33 protein-coding genes and 1 pseudogene are annotated in these 21,352 nt (G+C 39.6%); all 34 read right to left on the minus strand.

From position 1 onward, the window contains the following. Positions 1-25: 25 nt before the first annotated feature. Positions 26-178 (minus strand): annotated as a pseudogene (locus LQ50_RS24835) (heavy-metal-associated domain-containing protein); the annotation flags it as partial. 15 nt (positions 179-193) lie between these two features. Further along, positions 194-340, minus strand: a complete 147-nt coding sequence (locus tag LQ50_RS25695; protein WP_202595344.1) for a lipoprotein — start codon at positions 338-340, stop codon at positions 194-196. A gap of 5 nt (positions 341-345) precedes the next feature. Further along, positions 346-645, minus strand: coding sequence for a mercuric transporter MerT family protein (locus tag LQ50_RS26210; protein ID WP_272913699.1), 300 nt, complete (start codon positions 643-645; stop codon positions 346-348). A gap of 12 nt (positions 646-657) precedes the next feature. Then, the gene (merR, locus tag LQ50_RS03950) at positions 658-1,059 is read right to left on the minus strand and encodes a mercury resistance transcriptional regulator MerR (RefSeq protein WP_034626365.1); all 402 of its coding nucleotides are present in this window, start codon (positions 1,057-1,059) and stop codon (positions 658-660) included. Between the two features lie 76 nt (positions 1,060-1,135). Continuing rightward, the gene (locus tag LQ50_RS03955) at positions 1,136-2,191 is read right to left on the minus strand and encodes a hypothetical protein (protein WP_034626368.1); all 1,056 of its coding nucleotides are present in this window, start codon (positions 2,189-2,191) and stop codon (positions 1,136-1,138) included. A 133-nt stretch (positions 2,192-2,324) separates the two neighbouring features. Continuing rightward, the gene (locus LQ50_RS03960; RefSeq protein ID WP_034626370.1) at positions 2,325-2,594 is read right to left on the minus strand and encodes a thioredoxin family protein; all 270 of its coding nucleotides are present in this window, start codon (positions 2,592-2,594) and stop codon (positions 2,325-2,327) included. Then, a complete protein-coding gene (locus LQ50_RS03965; RefSeq protein WP_034626372.1) occupies positions 2,587-3,009 on the minus strand; it encodes a MerR family transcriptional regulator in 423 nt (140 codons plus the stop codon). The genes LQ50_RS03960 and LQ50_RS03965 overlap by 8 nt, the downstream gene beginning before the upstream one ends. Before the next feature lie 216 nt (positions 3,010-3,225). Continuing rightward, positions 3,226-4,383, minus strand: coding sequence for a phage tail protein (locus LQ50_RS03970; protein WP_034626374.1), 1,158 nt, complete (start codon positions 4,381-4,383; stop codon positions 3,226-3,228). Between the two features lie 36 nt (positions 4,384-4,419). After that, on the minus strand, positions 4,420-6,693 hold the full coding sequence (locus LQ50_RS03975; protein ID WP_034626376.1) for a phage tail protein: 2,274 nt from the start codon (positions 6,691-6,693) through the stop codon (positions 4,420-4,422). Positions 6,694-6,748: 55 nt separating this feature from the next. Beyond that, positions 6,749-6,925, minus strand: coding sequence for a hypothetical protein (locus tag LQ50_RS25700; protein ID WP_202595345.1), 177 nt, complete (start codon positions 6,923-6,925; stop codon positions 6,749-6,751). An 11-nt stretch (positions 6,926-6,936) separates the two neighbouring features. After that, on the minus strand, positions 6,937-7,362 hold the full coding sequence (locus LQ50_RS03980) for a hypothetical protein (RefSeq protein ID WP_052144573.1): 426 nt from the start codon (positions 7,360-7,362) through the stop codon (positions 6,937-6,939). A gap of 26 nt (positions 7,363-7,388) precedes the next feature. Continuing rightward, on the minus strand, positions 7,389-8,270 hold the full coding sequence (locus tag LQ50_RS03985; RefSeq protein WP_084138619.1) for a major tail protein: 882 nt from the start codon (positions 8,268-8,270) through the stop codon (positions 7,389-7,391). Then, positions 8,270-8,614 (minus strand): hypothetical protein, encoded by a 345-nt coding sequence (locus LQ50_RS03990; protein WP_034626378.1) that lies wholly within the window; start codon positions 8,612-8,614, stop codon positions 8,270-8,272. The genes LQ50_RS03985 and LQ50_RS03990 overlap by 1 nt, the downstream gene beginning before the upstream one ends. Continuing rightward, positions 8,611-9,045 carry an HK97 gp10 family phage protein gene (locus LQ50_RS03995; protein ID WP_034626380.1) on the minus strand — a complete coding sequence of 145 codons (435 nt, stop codon included), beginning with the start codon at positions 9,043-9,045 and terminating at the stop codon, positions 8,611-8,613. Before LQ50_RS03995 ends, LQ50_RS03990 begins: the two co-directional genes overlap by 4 nt. 4 nt (positions 9,046-9,049) lie before the next feature. Next, the gene (locus tag LQ50_RS04000) at positions 9,050-9,385 is read right to left on the minus strand and encodes a phage head closure protein (protein WP_034626382.1); all 336 of its coding nucleotides are present in this window, start codon (positions 9,383-9,385) and stop codon (positions 9,050-9,052) included. Continuing rightward, positions 9,382-9,693: a head-tail connector protein gene (locus LQ50_RS04005; RefSeq protein WP_034626384.1), complete on the minus strand. Its 312-nt coding sequence runs from the start codon at positions 9,691-9,693 to the stop codon at positions 9,382-9,384. Before LQ50_RS04005 ends, LQ50_RS04000 begins: the two co-directional genes overlap by 4 nt. Before the next feature lie 15 nt (positions 9,694-9,708). After that, complete coding sequence (locus LQ50_RS04010; protein WP_034626386.1) at positions 9,709-9,930, minus strand: head fiber protein; 222 nt, start codon at positions 9,928-9,930, stop codon at positions 9,709-9,711. 16 nt (positions 9,931-9,946) lie between these two features. Further along, positions 9,947-10,969 (minus strand): phage major capsid protein, encoded by a 1,023-nt coding sequence (locus LQ50_RS04015; RefSeq protein ID WP_444542583.1) that lies wholly within the window; start codon positions 10,967-10,969, stop codon positions 9,947-9,949. Then, a complete protein-coding gene (locus tag LQ50_RS26585) occupies positions 10,947-11,078 on the minus strand; it encodes a hypothetical protein (RefSeq protein ID WP_444542584.1) in 132 nt (43 codons plus the stop codon). The genes LQ50_RS04015 and LQ50_RS26585 overlap by 23 nt, the downstream gene beginning before the upstream one ends. A gap of 13 nt (positions 11,079-11,091) precedes the next feature. After that, positions 11,092-11,778: a head maturation protease, ClpP-related gene (locus LQ50_RS04020; RefSeq protein ID WP_034626387.1), complete on the minus strand. Its 687-nt coding sequence runs from the start codon at positions 11,776-11,778 to the stop codon at positions 11,092-11,094. A gap of 3 nt (positions 11,779-11,781) precedes the next feature. After that, complete coding sequence (locus tag LQ50_RS04025) at positions 11,782-13,005, minus strand: phage portal protein (RefSeq protein WP_034626390.1); 1,224 nt, start codon at positions 13,003-13,005, stop codon at positions 11,782-11,784. Between the two features lie 79 nt (positions 13,006-13,084). Then, on the minus strand, positions 13,085-13,585 hold the full coding sequence (locus LQ50_RS04030; RefSeq protein WP_034626391.1) for a CBO0543 family protein: 501 nt from the start codon (positions 13,583-13,585) through the stop codon (positions 13,085-13,087). Between the two features lie 85 nt (positions 13,586-13,670). Continuing rightward, entirely contained in the window at positions 13,671-14,132 is a 462-nt protein-coding gene (locus LQ50_RS04035) for a hypothetical protein (protein ID WP_034626394.1), read from the minus strand. Beyond that, positions 14,133-14,924 carry a membrane protein gene (locus LQ50_RS04040; protein WP_034626397.1) on the minus strand — a complete coding sequence of 264 codons (792 nt, stop codon included), beginning with the start codon at positions 14,922-14,924 and terminating at the stop codon, positions 14,133-14,135. A 76-nt stretch (positions 14,925-15,000) separates the two neighbouring features. Continuing rightward, entirely contained in the window at positions 15,001-15,435 is a 435-nt protein-coding gene (locus LQ50_RS04045) for a hypothetical protein (protein ID WP_034626399.1), read from the minus strand. Between the two features lie 190 nt (positions 15,436-15,625). Beyond that, a complete protein-coding gene (locus LQ50_RS04050) occupies positions 15,626-17,170 on the minus strand; it encodes a terminase large subunit (protein WP_034626401.1) in 1,545 nt (514 codons plus the stop codon). Next, a complete protein-coding gene (locus LQ50_RS04055) occupies positions 17,163-17,648 on the minus strand; it encodes a phage terminase small subunit P27 family (RefSeq protein ID WP_034626403.1) in 486 nt (161 codons plus the stop codon). The genes LQ50_RS04050 and LQ50_RS04055 overlap by 8 nt, the downstream gene beginning before the upstream one ends. 80 nt (positions 17,649-17,728) lie before the next feature. Further along, on the minus strand, positions 17,729-17,938 hold the full coding sequence (locus tag LQ50_RS04060) for a hypothetical protein (RefSeq protein WP_034626406.1): 210 nt from the start codon (positions 17,936-17,938) through the stop codon (positions 17,729-17,731). Continuing rightward, the gene (locus LQ50_RS04065) at positions 17,938-18,168 is read right to left on the minus strand and encodes a hypothetical protein (protein ID WP_034626407.1); all 231 of its coding nucleotides are present in this window, start codon (positions 18,166-18,168) and stop codon (positions 17,938-17,940) included. The genes LQ50_RS04060 and LQ50_RS04065 overlap by 1 nt, the downstream gene beginning before the upstream one ends. Continuing rightward, a complete protein-coding gene (locus tag LQ50_RS04070) occupies positions 18,161-18,922 on the minus strand; it encodes a hypothetical protein (protein ID WP_034626409.1) in 762 nt (253 codons plus the stop codon). Before LQ50_RS04070 ends, LQ50_RS04065 begins: the two co-directional genes overlap by 8 nt. 126 nt (positions 18,923-19,048) lie before the next feature. Then, positions 19,049-19,363, minus strand: a complete 315-nt coding sequence (locus LQ50_RS04075) for a hypothetical protein (protein ID WP_034626410.1) — start codon at positions 19,361-19,363, stop codon at positions 19,049-19,051. A gap of 7 nt (positions 19,364-19,370) precedes the next feature. Further along, positions 19,371-19,568, minus strand: coding sequence for a hypothetical protein (locus LQ50_RS04080; RefSeq protein ID WP_034626412.1), 198 nt, complete (start codon positions 19,566-19,568; stop codon positions 19,371-19,373). A 75-nt stretch (positions 19,569-19,643) separates the two neighbouring features. Beyond that, the gene (locus LQ50_RS04085) at positions 19,644-20,900 is read right to left on the minus strand and encodes a site-specific DNA-methyltransferase (RefSeq protein ID WP_034626413.1); all 1,257 of its coding nucleotides are present in this window, start codon (positions 20,898-20,900) and stop codon (positions 19,644-19,646) included. Beyond that, positions 20,890-21,327, minus strand: coding sequence for a helix-turn-helix domain-containing protein (locus tag LQ50_RS04090; RefSeq protein WP_034626415.1), 438 nt, complete (start codon positions 21,325-21,327; stop codon positions 20,890-20,892). The genes LQ50_RS04085 and LQ50_RS04090 overlap by 11 nt, the downstream gene beginning before the upstream one ends. Positions 21,328-21,352 lie beyond the last annotated feature (25 nt).

The following is a 21,352-nucleotide window of genomic DNA, read 5'->3' on the forward strand; positions in this document are numbered from 1 at the left end:
CCCTCCTCTTTTTTCTTACATTTTCCTATTTTCTTATTTCATAACCCAATTCAGAAATCACTTTTTCAATTTCAGCTAGACTTATTTCTGATGGATCATAGGATAGTGTTGTTTCACCTGAACCCTCAACATCAACTTCATATACACCATCCAAGTTGGAAACGGCGGAACTCACCGTAAAAGCGCAACCATCTCATGTAAATCCATCGATTTGAAGTGAAACTGATTCTATGTTTTCAGGTGGAACTTCTTTTGTATCACTCTGACCACCCTGTTGCCCACAGCCAGATAAAATGAAAACCACTCCCATTATGATTGCCAAATATGTTAAGTATTTCATAAAAGTTATAACCCCTGTCCAATTAGTGTATAAAGGATCATTGCTCCAGAAACAACGGTACTAATCCATAACAACTTTTCCGTTTTCTTAGATTTCTTTTTTTGTTTCCACACTAGGAAGTGAGCAATGAAAAGCATAATCACCGTAATGACAATAAACCACATTCGATATGGCAGAAACGCCACAGCAAGTGTTCCAGCTAAACCACTTAGACCAAGTGGTATTAAAATCGCTAAGCCAATTCAACAAAGGCTTGCTAAAAAAGCAGAAAATATTGAACCAATCGCAACCATTCTTTCTTTCATTATCAAGACTCCTCATTTCTCTTCAATTAATGTGTCAATAATCGGGCATTCATGTAACTTTTTTTCATTTGGACAACGATTTTTTAAATCTTGCAGCATACGTTCAATTCGTTTTAAATCCCTTATTTGCTTTTGAACTTCCTCTTCTTTTTTAGATACAAATTCAAACATATCTTGGCAACGAACCTCATCTTGATCGACAACGCCTAGTAATTTATGAATTTCATTTAAAGAAAAGCCGAGTTCTTGCATTCGCTTAATAAACCCGACACGTTTTACCGCATTCTCTGAATAAAGCCGATAACCGGCATTTGTTCGTGAAGGTTCCTGTAGTAACTTTTTTCTTTCGTAGTATCTAATTGTTTCTTTATTTACCCCGCATTTATCTGCAAACTCACTAATACGGTAGCTCATCAGATTCACCTCATTTAAAATTATAAACCATGTACTAAGGTACATAGTCAAGTATCGGGGGGAATTTTTCACTTTTTTAATAAGGAGCATAATACACAAACCCACTCGCCTTCACATAAAACCCATCGCCAGGTACATATATTGCTCCACCAAAGGTATCATAGGTCGTTGTTGTAAAGCCTGGTTGTTCCACTCCTTCCCAAGTCACTCCATCATCTGATACATAAAGCATGCTTTCGTTAAAAAGAGCAAACTTCCCCCAAGCATCCATCCATATGATATTTTGAGGGTTAGCAATTCGATTGTCAGCAAGATCGCCAACATGGGAAAGGTTCGTTTCTGTTAGCTGTGTAGCACTATCATTCAGTACACAAAGGTTCACATGATAAGTGTTATTGACATATCTCCACCTCATCACAAACAACTTCCCCTGAATGGACCTGATAAACATATACCGACTATTATAATTATCTTCTGGTATTGTTGTGGTCCATGATGTTGGACTAGAAGAACTGGCTACTGCAATCGATCGGTCACCACCAACCACACCAACAAATTGTCCTTTATGGGTAGTAAGATACCTAAAAATCGGAACCCCACCGCCACTTGCTAGCGGCCATTCGGTTCTTTCGGTCAACGAGTCAAAACTATAATAAATAGGGGTTTGGTTATACCACCAACTGACAACTCCACTGCCTCTATCAACATCATAAGCACCAGTCGTCATCGCATTTTGAGCCCCAACACAGTACCCAGCATTATGCCAAGTGATACCGTCAAAGGAAGCTATGATGTTTGCAAATCCCGTTATTTTTGCTAGAAACACGCCACCACCAGCATAAAGTATCTCAGGTTCCCCATGTGCCCACCAAGATACATCAACCACCGTCCATTGCCTCGTTGTTTTGTTGTAATAGGACATATAAGGTGTTTTCGCATGATACACAGCGATTTGAACGTTCCCGTTATCATGAACATTTATTTGCCTTTCACTTTCATATTGACTGTACCCAAAGTCGTAATAATATTTTCTTTGCCAGCTCAAGGTAGGGATAGGAAGAATAAGTTCACCTCTGCCACCAAAAGCTGTCCAGATCGCTAATGTATTATTGAAATTTCGATCATAACTCATGAACTCCCCTCCGTTTGAGCATAAAAAAGACCTGCAATCGCAAGCCCCTCTAATCGCTATAACATTATATCCATATAATTTATTCAACCATTAAATAAAACAAGGGTTAATCACCCTTGTTCAAATAGTAAAGTTATTGACCTAATCCAGCTGATTTCAATGCATCTACATTTACACCATTGTTATTACAACAATCAATTAACTTCCCATTGATTGCAACGGCTGGAACAGATTGAACACCATATTCTTTCGCTTTTGTTTCACATTCATTTGTTGCACATCCTTTATTTAAATCATAAACAACCACTTCACAGTTATCACAAGCTAAGTCTTTTACTTGTTTTACAACATCGTCACATAAATAACAACCAGATGTGAATACTTCTACTAAACGTTTAGCCATTTCCATTCACTCCTTCAGTAAAATTTTTAATAATTGGACATTCATTCTTCGGAACACCAGAACCAGGACACTTTTCTGCTAAGTCCTCAAGCAGTGCTTTCATCTGATGCAGATTACGAATTTTACTTTCAATTTCTGTTACTTTGTTTGTTGCATATTCGTAAATTTCTTCTGAATGAAAGTCTTCATCATTTTTGGAAGCAGATAAGAGCGTTTTTATTTCCTCAAGCGTAAACCCTAAATCTTGAGTACGCTTAATGAATTGAATATCTTTTACCACTTCTTTAGCAAATTTTCTGTATCCTGATTCATTACGAGGAGGTTCCGAAATCAAACCGCGTCTTTCATAATATCGAATAGTTTCAATATTAACATCTGCTTGTTTCGCCACTTGACCTATTGTTAATCCTTCCATTTCATCCCCTCCTCAGTTCTTAGTATGCACCCCGTACCATAGTACAGGGTCAATAGTAATTTTTAGTAATTTATTTTATTGAAAATAACTGTATATCATTTTATAACTAATATTATATATGTAAAAGGAGCTCTTTACTTTAACTTACTTCGTAATAACAAGTGCTCCTTTATCAGCAATTAAACCCTATTATTGTTCACGGTCCTCTATTCTAAATTACCCCTCCTCCACCTTATCAATCCCAGTAATTCGACCACTGCCATCAGTCGTATAGTTATAATTGGCAGTTGTACCATCCACATAAGTAATCTTAAACATTGAAGTATCTACCAACAACGAAGATACTTCTTTTAATAGTAATTCTGAAAAGATATCTTCTAGAGTTATAGATGTAATTCTTCCATTATTGTCCGCAGTGTAGCTGTACTCTGCATGGTACTGATGGGTGTCCCCTTTTTCTACTTCATAGGTAACATTAATCGAATTCACATCGACAGTCAGGTTTTTTACAATCGTATATGAAATACCAAGTTGATTCACTTGATACTGAAGGCCATCGACAGAACTACCAACTTGAGTTAAAGAAGATTCTACTGTACTCACGGAACTTTCAATTCGGTAAAACGTGTCAGAGATGCTCGGTCTATACCTTCCCACTTCTACACGAATGTTGTATCGGTAAAAAGGGTTGTACTCTAGTGAAATAATCCTTGTTTTTACATTAATACCAAGTGGTTTAAAGACGATATGAACATTGTCACCAACAGCTAGGTTCAAAAGCTTAAAGAAAGATATGTCATAAGAAGAGGCGTTTTCCCTCGAGTCATAAGAGACAGATACATTCGTTACATTTTTTGTGTCCATCACAGATTTATGTTCATCACTCCCTCGGTGGCTTCGAATATTAATCTGGTAGCCATCGTACTCTATCTCTCCACCTAATAGAGCAATAAACTGCATCAATGCGGCTCGTCTTCTAACCAATTGGTTTATTTTCATATTAATAGTATTGGTGAATTCAACCACACCTACAGAAAAAGGAGTCCCAACTAGCAGTAATCCGAGTCCTTCAGCTGGATCCCCGGAAAAATCAAAGTCATCAATTCTGTATCGGTCATCATTTAAGGTGTACGACACGTGTTCACAAGTTACTGAACAAATCGGAAGACTACCTTGAATGGATTTATTAATTTGAACAATTTCAAAGAACTGCTCGTTTATCTTCGCCACTTGTTTTGTTTTTAGGGCAAGGGCAGATTTGGTCAGAACCGTAAAAGATAGGGTAAACTCACCTTCAAGCGTTTCTCGGATGTTCGCTGTCATTACCTTTTTCACAGTTTGGATTAGAGTGTTTCCTGCAAAAATTTCAATCATTGCCTATCTGCCCTCCCTTCGCAATCTGAGGTTCATCTATGTTCTAGCCACTCCTAAGTTCCTAATGGTGACAGTGTTTTGGTTCCATTGAAGCTGGGCAATAATTCGAGTTAATACCGTTCCGTCAATAGTTAAAGGAATCGTTACATCAAGTAGCGAACCATTCGCTCCTTTGGCTGTGGCACCAACTTCACTATTTAGATCAAGGTCAAAGTCAGTAGGGATAGCACCTTCCATGTCTTTTTCCACATCTCTCATAGCACTACTAAAACCTTCTCCAATCCCTTCACCCATGTTCTCACCAATTCCAGCAAAGACTCTTGAAGGGGAACGAATACCGAGGACTCCTTTCACATTGCTGACAATCCCACCGACAAATCCACCAATCTTCTCTTTGATCCAACCAATCATGGAGGCAATCCCGTTCCAAAGACCACGAACAATTTCACGACCAATGGAACCTATTGATACAACAGCTTTGCCTAAGCCTATGAGAAGAGCGGAAATGACCTGTGGCAGTTGAGCAACGAGTTGAGGAATAGCTTGAAGAATACCAGCTGCCAATTGAACAATTAGTCTCACTCCCATCTCGACAATCTTCGGTAAGTTCCCAGTAATAAAATTGATAAGCGTTATAATAATTGTCGGCAGTGCTTCAATCAGTTTTGGAAGTGCATTAATTAAACCTATTGCTAGACCTTCAATAATTTTAAAAGCAGCATCTAATACCATGTCCAAATTGCTGATAATTGTATTTACAATGACCATGATCGTTTCTACAATGACTGGAATAAGTTCAGGTATGGCTTCTCCAATCCCTTCTGCCAATGTAACAACCATTACCAATGCCGCTTCTACTAATGAAGGTAGATTTTCGACGATGCCATTAACAAGTGCGAGTACCAGCTGAAGTGCACCTTCGGTGACCTGTGGTAGTGCCTCAATAATGCCACCCACCAAAGTCATGATGATGTTCGTTGCAGCAGTAATTAGGGTTGGTAAATTCTCAATAATTCCGTTTACCAGAGCCATCATGAGATCCGGGGCTACTTCTGCAATCGCTGAAATCAATCCTGTTACAACATCAAGTATTCGAGGAAGTATCTCTCCAATCTGCTTAACGGTTTCTTCAGCACCCTGCTTTAGCTTTTCAGATGCCCCTTCTTGTCCAGTGATGAGGCCAGTCAAACCATCAAGAATCATCGTAAATCCCGGTAGCAACTCGGAAGCAATGTTGTTTTTCACTGCTTGGAATGTTCGTGTAAAGTTATCCATCGCATCGGTATATTCAACTGCTGCATTGACCGCATCTTCACTCATGACAAGACCAAGTTCATGAGCTTTTTGCCTTAACTCATCCGTACCTTCAGCTGTCTGATTAAGTAGTGCGGATAATTCTACAGAAGAACTCCCGAGTAGATCATTGGCTACTGCTGCCCTCTCACTTTCATTCGTCATCCCTTGAAGACCACGAACGGTCATTTCAAAGATTTCTTCACGGCTTTTCCCTTGCAGATCATCCATGGAAATACCTAACCGTTCAAACCTTTTAGCCGCAGAATCACTCCCATTAATCGCATCATCAACAGTATTATTGAGTTTCTTCATACCGTTATCTAACGTATCGATACTGGCACCATTCTGAGATAAAACATAGTCCCATTCTTGATAAGCCTCTTTTGAAAAGCCAACTCGTTGACTCGCTTTGTCAATTTCATCGCCAGCTGCGGCTGCATCGTTGGCCATATCATATAACTTCTTTCCAGCTGTGACTGCAGCGGTACCAATGGCAGCCATGGCTACACCAATCCCAACCGCTACACCTTTTACGATTGAACCTAGCTTTTCAAATTTACCACCTGCATCATCTGCGGTATCAGCTGCGTCACTAATATCATCACCAAACTTCTCTGCTTCATCTCCAGCTTCATCAAAACCATCACTCGCTGCTTCTAAAGCTCGGTTATTCTCCTCTAATTCACTTTCCATCCCATTCAAAGCAGCTTTCGCATTATTCAACTGAATTTGCCAGGCTTGAGTCCGTCTATCATTTTCACCAAAGGAAGAGGCCGCATTTGCTAGAGCTTTTTCCAGCATGCCAACTTTGTCTTTCTGGGCGTCAATCTCTTTATTGAGTACAGCGTTTCTCGCAGTAACAGCCTGAACCGATTTATCCTGCTTATCAAACTGAGAGCTAACGAGTTTCATTTCACTACCTAGCACTTTAAAGTTACGATTGATATCCCTTAAAGCATTTTTAAACTCCTTCTCTCCCTCAACACCAATCTTTAGACCGAAGTTATCAGACACATTTCCACCTCCTCCCTTTCAGGCATAAAAAAATACACTCCTCAGAGTGCTGAAACTAGAGCCATGTCGGAATGACATCATCTATTGAAACTTCTTTCTTCGGTTGAGCTATCCCAGTGAACTGCTTGTGGCATTCCCATAAATCCAACAAATAACCTAAAGGCATGAGCCATACCTCTTCTTCTCTACGGTTCAAATGGGCCGTTCCATAATAAATAAGTCGGATAAACAACTCTTCATCGCTTACCCGACTTCCACGTTTTTTGCTTGTTCACTCTCGATGTGCCGTTTTGTACCTTTCATCATGCTGACCATGATCGCATTTTTGTACTCGGCTAATTCAAAAGGTGTTGTTAATAGTTCCACCTCGTCTTCTTGCAGCAAGTCCTTCTTGTCATCCTTATTTCGGATATTGTGAATAAGAATTGACTGGTTGGCCAGTAACGTAACAAGCCAGACAACTTCATCTAATGCTAGTTCAAAATCTTTACTCTCCATTAACTTAGTACCGAGGTTTTCTAAACCCCCATACCGTTTAGCAATCTCTTTCGTTGCTTTCGTCGTAAGAATTAGCTTATATTTCTCTCCACCAATTTCAATAGCTGCACTTCTTTCATTTGCTACTTCATCTACATCAAGTGGTTTCACTTCAATCTGTTCATTTGCCATTTTCTATCACCCTCTCCTATAACCCTCTATGAAACTACAACTGTAGCAACATCCGATTTAACATCTGTTGCCCCCACTGAACTAAGTACACAATAGTAATAATATGTTCCAGCAAGTAGGTCTGTTGGAATATTAAAGCTCGCTGAAGTTTCTCCATTAATAACCGTTCCACCAACTGTGCTATCAGTCGTGTTTTCATACCACTGATAAGTGATTGGATGACTTGTATTCACACTTGCTACAACAGAAAGACTACCGGAAATATCTCCTTCCACTACTTCCGTCAGTTCAGCTGGCTGGGTCGTAATCGTGATTACTGGTTCCACTGGAGTAAAGTCAGGTTCATACACTTTGTTGAACCATTCTGCAATCGTTGAAGTCGCAACACCTGAATCGCCTTCTGTGACCTCTGCCTTCCAGGGGTGCTTGCTTTCTCCATCTAGTTTGTTTCGTCTAAACACAGTCCCTTCAATGGTTGGACTACTAAACGTGATTGATTCTCCTTTGGTCGCCAAGCTTGTTGTAGGAATGCTGAAAATAACACGATACAACCAGAAGTAGCGATATCGTCCATTTGATTTCTTTGCACGAAAACCTATGGCCACAGGTTTTCCCCCATCTTCACTTCTAGAAACGACGACGTTATTACTATCAATCTTACATCCTGTTAAATCTTGAGCTGCAAGTGGTCCAATGTCATCAATGCCCAGATTTAAAGTCCCGCTTTGAAACTCCTTTACAATCTCAGACGCCCCGTCATCTGCATAAAGGATTGCTTCAATTAGTTCAACACTCAGTTCCGCTGTCATTGCCTTTGCTAGTACCTTTGGGGTTCCGTAAGTCTCGATGCCATTTTCATCTTCCGTAATGTTGGCATAATATAAACGATCCAGTCCTATCGTTGCCATTAATTTTCCTCCATTTCATATTCTTTCATTACGTCTATGGCGTAATGGTGATATTTTGTTTCGTTTTCAAACCCGATGTATCGCCTATCAGTGATTGTGATCTCATTCTGTAGCAGTTTTTTCGTTAGCTGCTTTTTAATAGGCAAGTAATTCTTTTTTGAAAACACAGATATTCTTACTTCTTCAATAACAGAGTGAGCTTGATTATCCGCAAATAAATCAAACCTATCAGAGAGGGGCGTGAGGACCATATATTCATCTGGAGGTAAACCAGAAAAATAACCTGTTTCAATAGGAATGTTCATAGGATGAATAATGGAATTTAACGCTGCTAATAGCTTCATAGTTTATCAATCTCCTTATCCAGTGCCACTTTCATCGCTTCAACACAAGCTTTTCTCGTCGCTGATTTTGTTGGTTTTAGCCATGGTTTAGGTGGCTGACCCGCTTTCCCATACTCCATGACCGCTGCTTTTAAGGCGTTGGATACACCTTTACTATCTTTGGTTGTTGGAATTCCAACACGGAGGTTCCAATTCCCTTTATAGTCCTGGACAGGTTTTGTCGTTTCTAAAGACGCGATCAGTTCACCCGTAGACTCAGAGGGATTTTTCGTTCCTACGCCTATCCTTGCAGCCAGATTACTCTTTGCTTTTTTAACAACAGGTTCTGTACCCGCTTGCAGGACTTCAGGGACAATCCGGTCAAACTGATTATTCAGCTTAGACAGTTTTTCTAAAAAATCATCAGGCATTTTAAAAGTTGCTCGTGCCATCCCCTCACCCCTTTGAACCTACAATTTTCTCAGCTAACACTTCGAGATACATCCCTCTTTCCTTTAAGTCTTCAACGCTTAAAATGTTATATCGCTCACCTCGACATACAACCTTCAAAGCCGTTGTCACATTAATGTCATGAGGTTTTCTGAAGCGAAAAAGAGAAGTGGCCGTTGAAAAACTTGCTCGATTCTTCCATGCCTCATTCCCGTGTCTGTCTTCTTTATAGGCACGGGTGGAAGCTAGGGTAAGTTCTTCTTCGGTTGTAAAACCATCTTCGTCTTTAATGGACTGTGTTTGAATGATGTCTATCATCGTTCTCATTTTTCCAAAGCTCATATAACCACTTCCCGGTTTAACCTAAGAAGCATATTAACGACTTTCCACACCTGCTGACTCGCCTCTACTTTATCTGCAAAAAAGCCACCAGTACTACCGTCTCGGCTTTCATAAAAGTGAGACGATAGCATGATGACCGCTTGTTCTGTCGTTGGATGCATGGGATTTTCTCCATAGTATCCATCCGCTTTCTTTTGATAACTCTCTGCATAAGAGGTCGCAGCAGCAATGAAACTTAGTAGTAAATCATCATCCTCATTGTGCGTTAGAATTAAGTTGCTTTTCACCTTAACAAGTAATGATTCCATTGCTGCCCCTCCTTATTATTCATTTGCCATTAGGCCCGCTTCCTTGAGTTTTGCTAACAGAGCATTGAAATCAGCAACAAGTCCTTCCACATCGGTTGCTGTACTATCCTCTTGATTTACTGATGGGCTTACTTCTTCACCCACAAATGTCAGCTTCCCACCTTCGGATATATCAAGCGTTCCTCCAATAACGGTTCGTTCTCCACCTTGTTCTGTATAATTCTTGACGTTACTCATTTCTTTTCACCTACCTTTATTTTTGCTGAAGTACTTTAATGGCTTCAGGAAGGATTAATTTTCCGTCTACACGTTGGCTTCCTTTAAATCCAACTTGTCCCGTTGCAGCGTACAATTCGTTTAAACGTTGGAACGAACGGCCTTGTCGATCTGCAACCCAGTAGTAACCAAAGTCACCAAAAGCGATCGTCTTCGCACCAGTAGCGACTGTTGGTACATACGCTGACGTTTTCACTGGACGATTTAAAATGGTATCTGGTTGTCCAGCTTGAATGGAAGGCTGCCATAAATATTGCCCGTTTCCGTCTTTTAGCTTACGAATCAGCTTCACGGTCGCGTCGTTCATGACAAAGACTGCATTTTTACGATATGGCGAACGTAAAGAATAGAATAAGTCCATAATCTCATCAACAGAAATGGCCGTTGCAGATGATGCTATAATGCCAAGTTCTGCTCCACCTGTGGCATTAAAAATGCCAGTCGGCTTTCCGGTACCATCTCCTACGAAGAACGCTTCCTCTTCTTTGGCACCAATCCGTCTGGCAAATTCTTTGGCAATATACGCTTGTAAATTAAACACACTGTCGTTTAATAGTTCCTCTGATACTTTAATCATCGTTGCGAGTTTATAGGCTCCAATTGAAACTTGACCAAAGCTGTCATCTGACTCTGGAATTAATCCTTCTTCGTCGACCCAAGAAGCGGTTCCTTTAGAAGCAACCACTGGAATTTTGCGATCCCCTGAAGAAGTGGTAATGACCTTGGCTAGCGAACGGAAAATATTTTCTTCTTCTAATGCTTCAATGAGTGTACGTTCAAATTCATCTGGTGCTAAATAACCTCCCTCAGAATCCGTACCAACCTTTAAGGCGTTTTGAACATCAAAGTTGCTTTTGTTTCGCATCGACTTCCAGAAAGCATCTTTGTACTCATCGGTTGCTCGTCCTGTTTTATGCTCGCCGGTGCCAGTAGGTTTTGATGTAATCGGCTGGTTAATTGGCTTGGATAACTCAAAATCAATAGCCTGTTGTCGTTCCAATCGGTCGATTTCCTTTCCAAGATTGACGACCTCTTTTGGAATCCAGAAAAGCCTTAGCCCCTTCCCATGCTTTTGCTCTTTTTTCACGAAGCTCTAATACTTTACTCATTCAAATCTCCTCCTTAATATTTCAAGAGTTCTAATCTCTTGTCTAAGATTGTGATATCGGTACCTTTTTTCTCTTCTTTTTGTGGCAGCTTGTGTAAGAACGAATTCACTACTGCCATTTTGCTGTAGATGATCCCTTCCTCTGGTGAATCTGATTCACTTTTATTTACAAACATGACTTCATCAGCAAACCCGAGTTCCACTGCCTTTTTGGAATTAAACCAACTTTCAGCATCCATTAAGTCAGAAAGCTCTGTCCTTGAAAGACCTGTCTTCAATTCATAAGCATTAATGATGCTCTCTTTAACTTCACTCAGCATATTAATGGCTTTTTCCATTTCAACTGCATCCCCAAAGGCGATAGTCATGGGATTATGAATCATCATCATGGAAACAGGAGACATATGCACTTCTCCACCAGCCATGGCAATAACTGATGCAGCACTAGCTGCAACTCCGTCAATTTTTACAGTAACCTTGCCCTTATAATCCATCAGCATGTTATAGATTTGACTAGCAGCAAAAACGTCGCCACCTGGTGAGTTAATCCAAATGGTAATATCCCCACTTTCATTGGTCAGTTCAGACTTAAATTGCTTCGGTGTTACTTCATCACCAAACCATGATTCTTCTGCAATCACTCCGTCAAGGTGGAGCGTTCGACCACTCTCGTTCTTGACCCAATTCCAAAATTTCTTCAAGGTTTATCCCTCCTCATATTTTTCTGTCCAAGCACCGGCTTTTGACATATCAACAAAGTTCCCATTCACCAAGTATTTGCCTCCGCCCTGTTCATCTGGAATTAAATTCATTTCTTCTAGTTCACGGATATCATTGGCAGACATCACACCATTTTGACGCATGATTTGATAGAATTGAGCCCTTGATCCTGCATCTCCACGAAGTCGACCGTTAAGGTTAAACTTAATGAAATACTCACCTTTCTCGGATCCACTTAACAGAGCTTTCTTCATCGATTGTTCAATTCTCGTCACCCATGGCATGATCGTATTATCAATAAAGCTAATAGATTGATGTTCGATATTACTAAAGGTCGCTTTATCAAGGTTGGCTACAAGATGAGGTGGAACCCGAAATATTCTACAAATCTCTTCTGTTTGAAATTTTCTAGTTTCAAGAAATTGAGCCTGTTCTGGTGGTATGCCAATGCTTTGAAACTTCATGCCCTCTTCAAGGACCGCTATTCGATGTGCGTTACCACTTCCTTGATATACTGCATTCCAGCTCTCTCTTATCTTTGCAGGGTCTTTCACCACACCAGGATGTTCTAACACCCCACCGGGATTGGCTCCATTAGCGAAAAACTTAGCACCATATTCTTCAGTGGCTAGTGCCATTCCAATGGCATTCTTGGCCATAGCAATTGGTGAGTATCCCACAAGACCATCAAAACCTAGTCCTGGGATATGAAGAACCTCATCACTTCTAAGAATGACTGTCCCGCTGCCCTTTAGGTATTTATAATAAAGCTCACCTGTTGAAGTTCGGTCCACCGTCATCTTGTCAGGAAGTAAGGGATAAAGAGAAAGCACATTCCCTCTGCCATCCCTAATGATTTGAACATAGGCATTTCCCCATAATAAAAGATGACTCATCAGTGTTTCCCTAAACACAAACGAAGTCATCTCGGAATTCGGCTCATCGTGGAGCATGTTATATAAATTGTGTTCCATTGCTTTTTCTTTACCGTTATCGGTGTATTTATATAAATGCAGCGGAAGACTAGCGATCGTTTCGGCTAGTATTCGAACACACGCATAAACTGCGGTTGTTTGCATGGCAGTTCTTTCATTTACTGCTTTACCGCTTGTGGTACTACCAAAGAAAAAACTGTACGTACTTCCTAGAAAGCTGTTCTTTGGGCTAGCTCTTGATTGAAATAGTTTTGATATAATTGGTATTTTCATGATCTCCACCTCCTAAAATGAGCATAAAAAAACACCCTTGAAAGAGTGTATAGGTCTATTTGAAACAGTAACTCCAAAATTATTGAGCTATTTTTTGTTTTTCTTCTAGTTTCCTTACCCAACCAATCCATAACCTAGTCACTAATGATTTTACATTAAGACTAATAAATGAATGATACCATTTCCAACCTTTCTTAAATTTAATTAAACCTGTCTTTCTTTCTGCCCAAAGTTCTACCAAAATCATTGGTATTGTGAAGCAAAATAGTTTTATAAATATAATATATGGCTTATGGTCTTTTTCGGTTAGCTGATTAAAAATAACAGTCATTGTTGGGTATAGTAAATAATCAAACAAAAAATTTATTTTAAATATTTTAGGCAATAGTCGTGTAGGATACTTCACTGTGTTGTACGAAACAACTATTTTATCAATTATTCCATTTGTTACTGCATTCCACAGATAAACCAATAACCAATCTTTAATTGGTGGTTTCCGTAGAACAAGTGTTAATAATCCAATTCCTAATACAAAAAAGCCTCGTAAGATATTCTTATCTATTATCTTATTTCCTTGCATTAAAAGAAGCACCTCCTATTGTTATAGGGTGCTTCTTTTATGAAAATTTATGTGATGATATTACACCATAACTAAAGGAAAAAAATTATCCTTCTACTTTAGCAACGCCCAATGCCAAGTGCTCCCAAAGTACCTCTTCTACTTTCTCCACAAGTTCACTAGGACACTCTACGACTAGAACAACTTCTGATTTTTTCCCTTTTACTTCCCGTTTCCTTTTATGCACAACTTTAAAAATGATGTAATCAATAATAAAACCAATAATAAATCCGCTTGCCGCCCCAATTAACCCCCAATATATTGGACCCCATTCTAAAACAAAACCGATACTTGCTCCAATCACAGCAAATGCAGTTCCAATTGCAGCCCCCTTATCGAACAAGCTAATACCATCTGCCCGGTGAAGTGTATCAAACAATCTTCTCTCTTCAACTCGATTAATGAGTGGTACAGCAAGTATACTCTCTTTTTTCACTCCTACTTTCTCTAAGGATGTAATGGCTAATTCAAGATAGGACGAGTGTTCAAAGGTAGAAAAGATTTGCATTTATTTCACCTCATCTGCTGAAATTGGAATTTTAACTCGATAGTTTTGATAGTTTTCTTTTAAAAATTTTCGTTGTTCACTTTCAAATAGCTTATTATTTTCAACGGTATTAACGTAAGAATCATATACAGCAAAACCAAAGTGAGAAGGCATAAACAAGAACCATTGCGGGTCGATGGCTTGAGTTGCTTGTCCAATCTCTCCTATGAATAGGTAATGGATAGCAACAAGGACATTCGAAAAGTAAACAAAAACAATGATAAAAGCCATCGTGAAAATCGCGGTTAGAACTCGATGAATATATAATTGTCCCAACCCTGGTGTTAAAAGTGACCAAACCACTGCCATAAGAGGTCTTCTTTTATCTAAATAGTTTATTTCTAAAGCAGCTATAGTGTATGAATTAAAATCAGCATTTTCCCTTTCGGCTAGGATGAATACTTTGTTCATATCAACAGAAGTACGATAACTATCCCATATTGCAAAAATATAAACAGGTATATACAAAAGCAACCATCTTGGTTCAAGAACTTCTTTTGCCATGCCTATATTACCAGTAAAAGAATAAACAATAGCAATGTTTAAATTGGACATATTATTTACAAGGATTTCCCACAAAAATAATGCATACCCTCTAAGATACTTAGATAAAAGAAGGTGACCAAAGCCAGGAAATGCTGCAGACCACCATGCGATCATATATGGATTACGTAAATGTAGTTGTGTTGTTCCAATAGCACTAACGTGAGCTTTAAATCTACGTTCCCTATTTGTTGGGTTAAAGTTATTCATAATACACCTTCAACTTTTCATAATGTTAAGGTTATAATTTACTTTATTTGGGAAATTTATCCATAGTCCAATCAACCTAATGTTTAATGTAATAGTAATGCAACCTTAATATTGGGATAATGATTAAATAAAAGATAGCTGAAAACCAAAGATTCCAGCCGGTATAGGTTAAATAACCAGAATAAACAACCGTCCACTCAAAAAATGTTGAAAAAGCTACCCAAAACAACCAATAAACGATAAATCGCAAGAACTCTTTAGGCATAAAGTTAATGAATAGTACACCAAACATAGGTGCAGTTAGGAGCTTAATTAACACTACTCCAACACTTAACCTTTCGTCTCCTGCAAAATAATAAAGCCCCATTACATTCCATAACAATAAATCAGCTATAACTTCTACGCATACTACTGTAATCCAAATAATATAAATGTCTTTTTTCTGCATTTTCTTAGGTATAAACGGAATAATTAATAGAAGTAGTGCAGTTACGAGATACACATAAAGCATAGGATGGTCTCCACCTTTTTAAAGAAATACCATTACCTATGTATTTTTTTACAATAATAAGCAGTTTTATACGAACCCTTCTACGCCACCGATATTCAGTAACGTAACTCTAATTGCAACATTCTTCTTTTTTACATAAATTGCTTTCTATTCAAATAGAGCATTTAGTACATTTTACTAACTATGTTAATCAAAGAATTAATATCCCCCTACCATCATAAACACTTTCTCTATTTTCATTTCGAATCGCTCGATCCAACGCCATAATCATTGCTACAGCACCATCAATTCGCTCTGTACTTTTCTCTTTATCAGGCTTTATGTTACCAGCAGGGTCGGTTTTGACGAAGATGTTGTCCATCATCCACCTTAAAACTGGATTCCCACCGTGAACAATCCTTTTCTCAAGGGTTATTTTCATTAATTCCTTTGATGCTGGAGACATATCTTTATATCCTTGTCCAAAAGGAACGACAGAAAAGCCCATCCCTTCTAAGTTCTGAACCATTTGTACGGCACCCCAGCGGTCAAAGGCTATTTCTTTAATGTTGTATTTCGTTCCTAGCTCTTCGATAAACTTCTCGATAAATCCATAATGAACTACGTTTCCTTCAGTGGTTTTGATATAACCTTGTTTCTCCCAGATGTCATATGGAACATGGTCTCGTCGAACCCTTACTTTCAAGTTATCGTCAGGGATCCAGAAGTAAGGGAGAACAATAAACTTCTCATCCTCCGTTCTTGGTGGAAAAACAAGTACAAAAGCTGTAATATCTGTTGTACTCGAAAGGTCTAACCCACCAAAACACTCTCTACCACGAAGCAAGTCCAAATCAACCTGTTCATCACAAGCATCCCATTTCTCCATTTGCATCCAACGGGTCGATTGCTTCACCCATTGATTTAGCCGCAGCTGTCTAAAAATGTTCTCTTCCGCAGGGTTTTCCTTTGCACTTAAATAAGCATTTCTCACTTTTTCTATGTCAATGGTATGGCCAAGAGATGGATTGGCTTTGTACCAGTTTTTTTCGTCAGTCCAGTCATCGTCATCATCAATTCCGTAAATGGCAGGATAAAAAGTAGGGTCAATTTTTCTCCCTTCCAAAAGATCCACTGCTTTTTGATGTACTTCATAACAAATTGAGTTTCGGTCTGTACCAGCTGTAGTAATTAAAAAGAATAAGGGTTGCAGACGAGCATCACCAGAACCCTTTGTCATTACATCAAATAAATCACGGTTCGGTTGGGCATGTAATTCATCAAACACTACAGCATGAACATTCAGACCATGTTTCGTGTAGGCTTCTGCAGATAATACCTGGTAAAAACTATTCGTAGGTTTATAGACTAGTCGCTTCATTGACATAACTGGTTTAAATCGTTTCTTCAATGCTGGTGACTGTTCTACCATTTCTACTGCAACATCAAACACTATCGAAGCCTGTTGTCTATCAGAAGCACAGCCATAAACTTCAGCGCCCCACTCTCCATCGCCACAGGTCATAAGGAGTGCAAGTGCGGCTGCAAGTTCACTTTTCCCATTCTTCTTAGGAATTTCAACATAAGCTGTATTATATTGCCGATACCCATTATCTTTCACAGTTCCGAAAATATTCCTGACAATTTGGTCCTGCCAAGGCAAAAGTTCAAAAGGAACCCCACGCCATTGCCCTTTCGTATGCTTTAAACAGTTGATAAAGTTGACGGCATGCTGTGCTTTTTTCTCATCATACACCCTTACCACCCCCACCTTGAAAGAGCATAAACTCCATTGGATCATTGGCATCAGTTGGTTTGTCAGCCGCAATTCTACTTCTCGATGAAGGAGTTAACCCAAACTGCTCACAGAAACGATTCATGATTTTGAGATAGCTCTGAGCGATGGACACCTGTGGCACTTGTTGCCAGTACCCTGAAGGGGTTTTTACAATCGTTCCATGTTTCGTGATAAATTCTTCTGCCTCTTTCCATCTTGCATAGGCTTGGCAGTATCCCGCAAAGGCTGCCATATCTACTTCTGTTAATATTCCTAGCTGCTCCAATTGCTTCACCATTCTACGCCACTCTTTTTTAGCTTCAGGTTCTAACCAAGCTGGACATCTAGGGGCTTTCTTATCCGGTTTTGGTTCATTTTGATTAAGATCCCTCTTTCCAGGGTTACCTTCTAATGCTTTAATTGCTGTTGGTTTTGGTTTTCTACCTCGTTGTGCCACAGGCTCCACCTCCCTTCTTTTCACAAAAGCAAAGAGCCTATCTTTTGATAGACTCCAAAATCCCAAACCTAAATTTTTAGTTATTGGCCTTTAATCCCTTTATAATTGTAATTCCCCTTCTTTATTTCCTCATGATCGGCTTTGACCGCTTCGTCATAGTCATCCCTTTTCTTTTCCTTATCCTTACACTTCAGACAAATACAATCGGTATTGTACATCGACATAATCCGTCCACCTTTCAAGCTTCCACCACATCGGTCACAGTGTGTTTGAGTGAAAAATGTATCCATCAGTTACCTCCCAATGTGTACTTTTCTCGAGTCTTATCGATGAACTGCTGGAGGTGTTCGGCATTCTCTTCGAATTCCATGTCGCTGTTCCAGAAAAGGTCCAAGTCCTCAAGCAAATACAGAATGGTTAGTACACTTTCCTTTGCATCAGCTTCACCAAGTACTACCTCTTTTTCAATGATGGTAGCAATCAACCCTCGTATCATTGCCCGAAAGGTTTCTCTATTCATTTGGCTTACCTGCTTTTCTAAAGGCCCCGCTTCCTTCAAGGTTGGCAAGTAGCACCTTTCTTGTTGTTTTATACTCGCTCCCGTTCATCCCAAGGCGAATGAGCCAAGTACGCAAGGCATATTTCGGATTGTCATCCTGTGCTTGCTTAAACGATGCTCGCTTTTGCTTTAGGGCACTTTTGTTGATGAATGCCGCTAGGTCTTGAAAAGCTGCAATCTGGTCCGCTTCCAAGATTTCCGCTTTTAGCTTAATGGTGAAGGTCTCCTTTTCAAAATCAAAAGCTAGTCCTGGGACCCTTTCCTGTCCGAGTTCATCGATTGCTTTCTGAAACTCTTCAAAGGTGTTTATCTCTTTGAAGCTTAAATCCTCTGCAAAAGTGCCATCAATCAGCGGTTCGGTTAGCTTGAAGGCTTTCACGATCAAGTGTTGCTTGCTAAAAAGCATGTTTACTAGATTGCGTAGCGTGGTTCCTGAATGCCCTTCTAGCGGAAGTGTAATTTCTAAACCGTCAATCTCTAAGGGCTCATGCTTTTCTTCTGCTGGCTGCTCTAGCTCTCTCTCCGGCTCTAGCGGGTTAGTAATCTCTTCAAAAGTCTTAACTTCTCCAACTGAAGTTGTGATTGTTCCTTGCCTGTCGATTGTGTAGGTTTCTTTAGTCATTTCAATTTCGTAGGCAAAGGTTGGAGCATTCAAATACTTCGGCTTTACTCCGAAAAACTCGCCTAGTTGCTTTACCATTTCTTTTCGGTTCATTTTAGTTACCTCCTGTGTTTTGGTGTAGTACATATATCACTCTAAACACAGGTAATAGCAAGTCTTTCCGGCCAGATATTCGCATTTATTTTTAACGTAAAAAGCAAGCCCCTCAAGGCCTGCCCTTTAATCATTTTCAATCCCAACATACCTTGCATAAGTATATCCCTCGTTATTAACAAGAATCTTTTCACCGGTATCTTGGTTAATCACTCGAATGCAACGAACCTCTCTGTTTTCATTCACTCCACCATCTTCCTCGGTGATCCAAGGCTGGTCGTTAAAAAAGTCATTTGCTAAGGAATGAAATTCGTCGCCCTCCAATAGCACCTCTTTTATCACACTGTAACTTTGACCCTGTTGCCCACTCTTTATCGCTTGTTCAGTCAATTCCTCCAACTCGGTCAGGTCGCCTATTTTCCTACCGAAGATCGCTCTCATGTACTAATCACTCCACTTCAACGTATTCCATCATAATTTGCAGGGCCTCATCATAGGAACCAGATAACATCACTCGCTCACTTACTTCCTTCGCTTCATCGGCTTTTCCGTTTTCCTTTAAGGTTCGACTGACCCGACCGAGGATAGAAAAGATATTTCCATCTTCACCAACAAGTTTGCAAGTTGGTTTAACTATTTCTTCCATTGCTACACCTCCAATCTATTAAGGTAGTAGCATATTGCCATACAGGTTGAAACATAGCAACTAGATTCATAGCTATTACTGTAGTAACTCCTCTTCTTCTACCGACTCTGGTTTTGGTACGTCAGCAAAGGCAATCTTTTCGCCATTTCTCAGTAAGAACACATCTTTTTCCGTTCCAGCCTGTTCAATGTACCTTTTCACAATCACATCAGAATACTTTTCATCCAGTTCAATCGTGTAGCATATGCGATTGGTTTGTTCACAGGCAATAAGTGTAGAACCACTCCCACCAAAAGGATCGAGCACGATACAATTGCTCATGCTGCTGTTTTGGATCGGGTAAGCACATAGTCCAACTGGCTTCATTGTTGGGTGAAGGGCATTTTTAGAAGGTCTATCAAAATTCCAGATGGTACTTTGTTTTCGATCTCCATACCAGTTGTGCTTTCCATCCTTTAACCAACCAAATAAAACAGGTTCGTGCTTCCACTGGTAAGGACTACGGCCAAGAACCAGGCTTTGCTTTGCCCAAATACAAACACCAGATAAGTAAAATCCTGCATCTTTAAAGGCCTTTCTGAAGTTGTATCCTTCCGTATCTGCGTGGAATACATAGATGGATGCGTCCTTTTCCATGCTTGCAGCCATGTTACTAAACGCTTTGAACAAAAAGCTATAAAACTCTTGGTCTTTCATATTATCGTTTTTGATACTACCTGCTTGAGAAGAGTAATTTACATTATAAGGCGGGTCCGTCACCACTAGATTCGCCTTTTGCCCATTCATGAGTTCTTGGTATACATCAGGGTCTGTACTATCTCCACAAATTAAGCGGTGCCTTCCAAGCAACCACACATCGCCCTTATGTGTAATAGTTGGTTCAGTCAGCTCCTTTTCTACATCAAAATCATCTTCGTTAATATCTTTGTCATGGACTTCGTTAAATAGTTGATCAATTTCAGGTGGATCAAAACCTGTAAATCCAATATCGTAGTCCATCGATTGCAAGTCCTGAATCAAATCTGCTAATAACTCTTTGTTCCATTCGCCACTGATTTTATTAAGAGCAATATTTAAGGCTTTTTCCTTTGTCTTATCAATATCGATAACAACACAATCAATCTCGGTATAGCCTAATGTCTTTAAGACTGAAGCTCTTTGATGCCCACCGATAACTGTCAAATCCTTGTTGACGATAATTGGGTCTACATATCCGAATTCACTGATACTATTTTTTATTTTTTCAAATTCACTGTCTCCCGGTTTGAGCTTCTTCCTTGGGTTATAACTAGCTGGAACCAAGTCGTCTATTCTTAATTTTTTAAAGTTCATCTTCTTCACTCCAAAATCTTGATTTTATGTAACAGTCATGGCTGCAGAACTTTCGTTTCTTATTCCCGTAAGTGCTAAACTCTTTTCCACAATGTGGACATGTATAGTGGTAGATCGCTGTTTCACTTTTGTTTTTCGCTTGCGGGTTTTCTTTCCACCATTTCCTGCGGCATTCTTCAGAACAAAACTTCCTAGCTCGGCCACGCCCTTTTTGTTTGATTGGTTTACCACAGCAAGTGCAGAGAAGATTATTATTGATCTGTTCTTTCACATTTAAAGCAACCACACTCGAATCACCGGTTAGGCCATTCCTTCTACAAAAGCCACGTATGCTGTCTCGTGATTTTCCCAACACTGCTGCGATTGCTTTATAGCCAACCCCTTTTAACCGAAGGTCATAAATAAGCTGCTTTTCTGCTTCTGTCATCTCTCATGCTCCTTTCTGCGTAAAC

The sequence above is a fragment of the Halalkalibacter okhensis genome (genome assembly GCF_000787375.1).
In the GTDB taxonomy this organism is placed as follows: Bacteria; Bacillota; Bacilli; order Bacillales; family Bacillaceae_D; genus Halalkalibacter; species Halalkalibacter okhensis.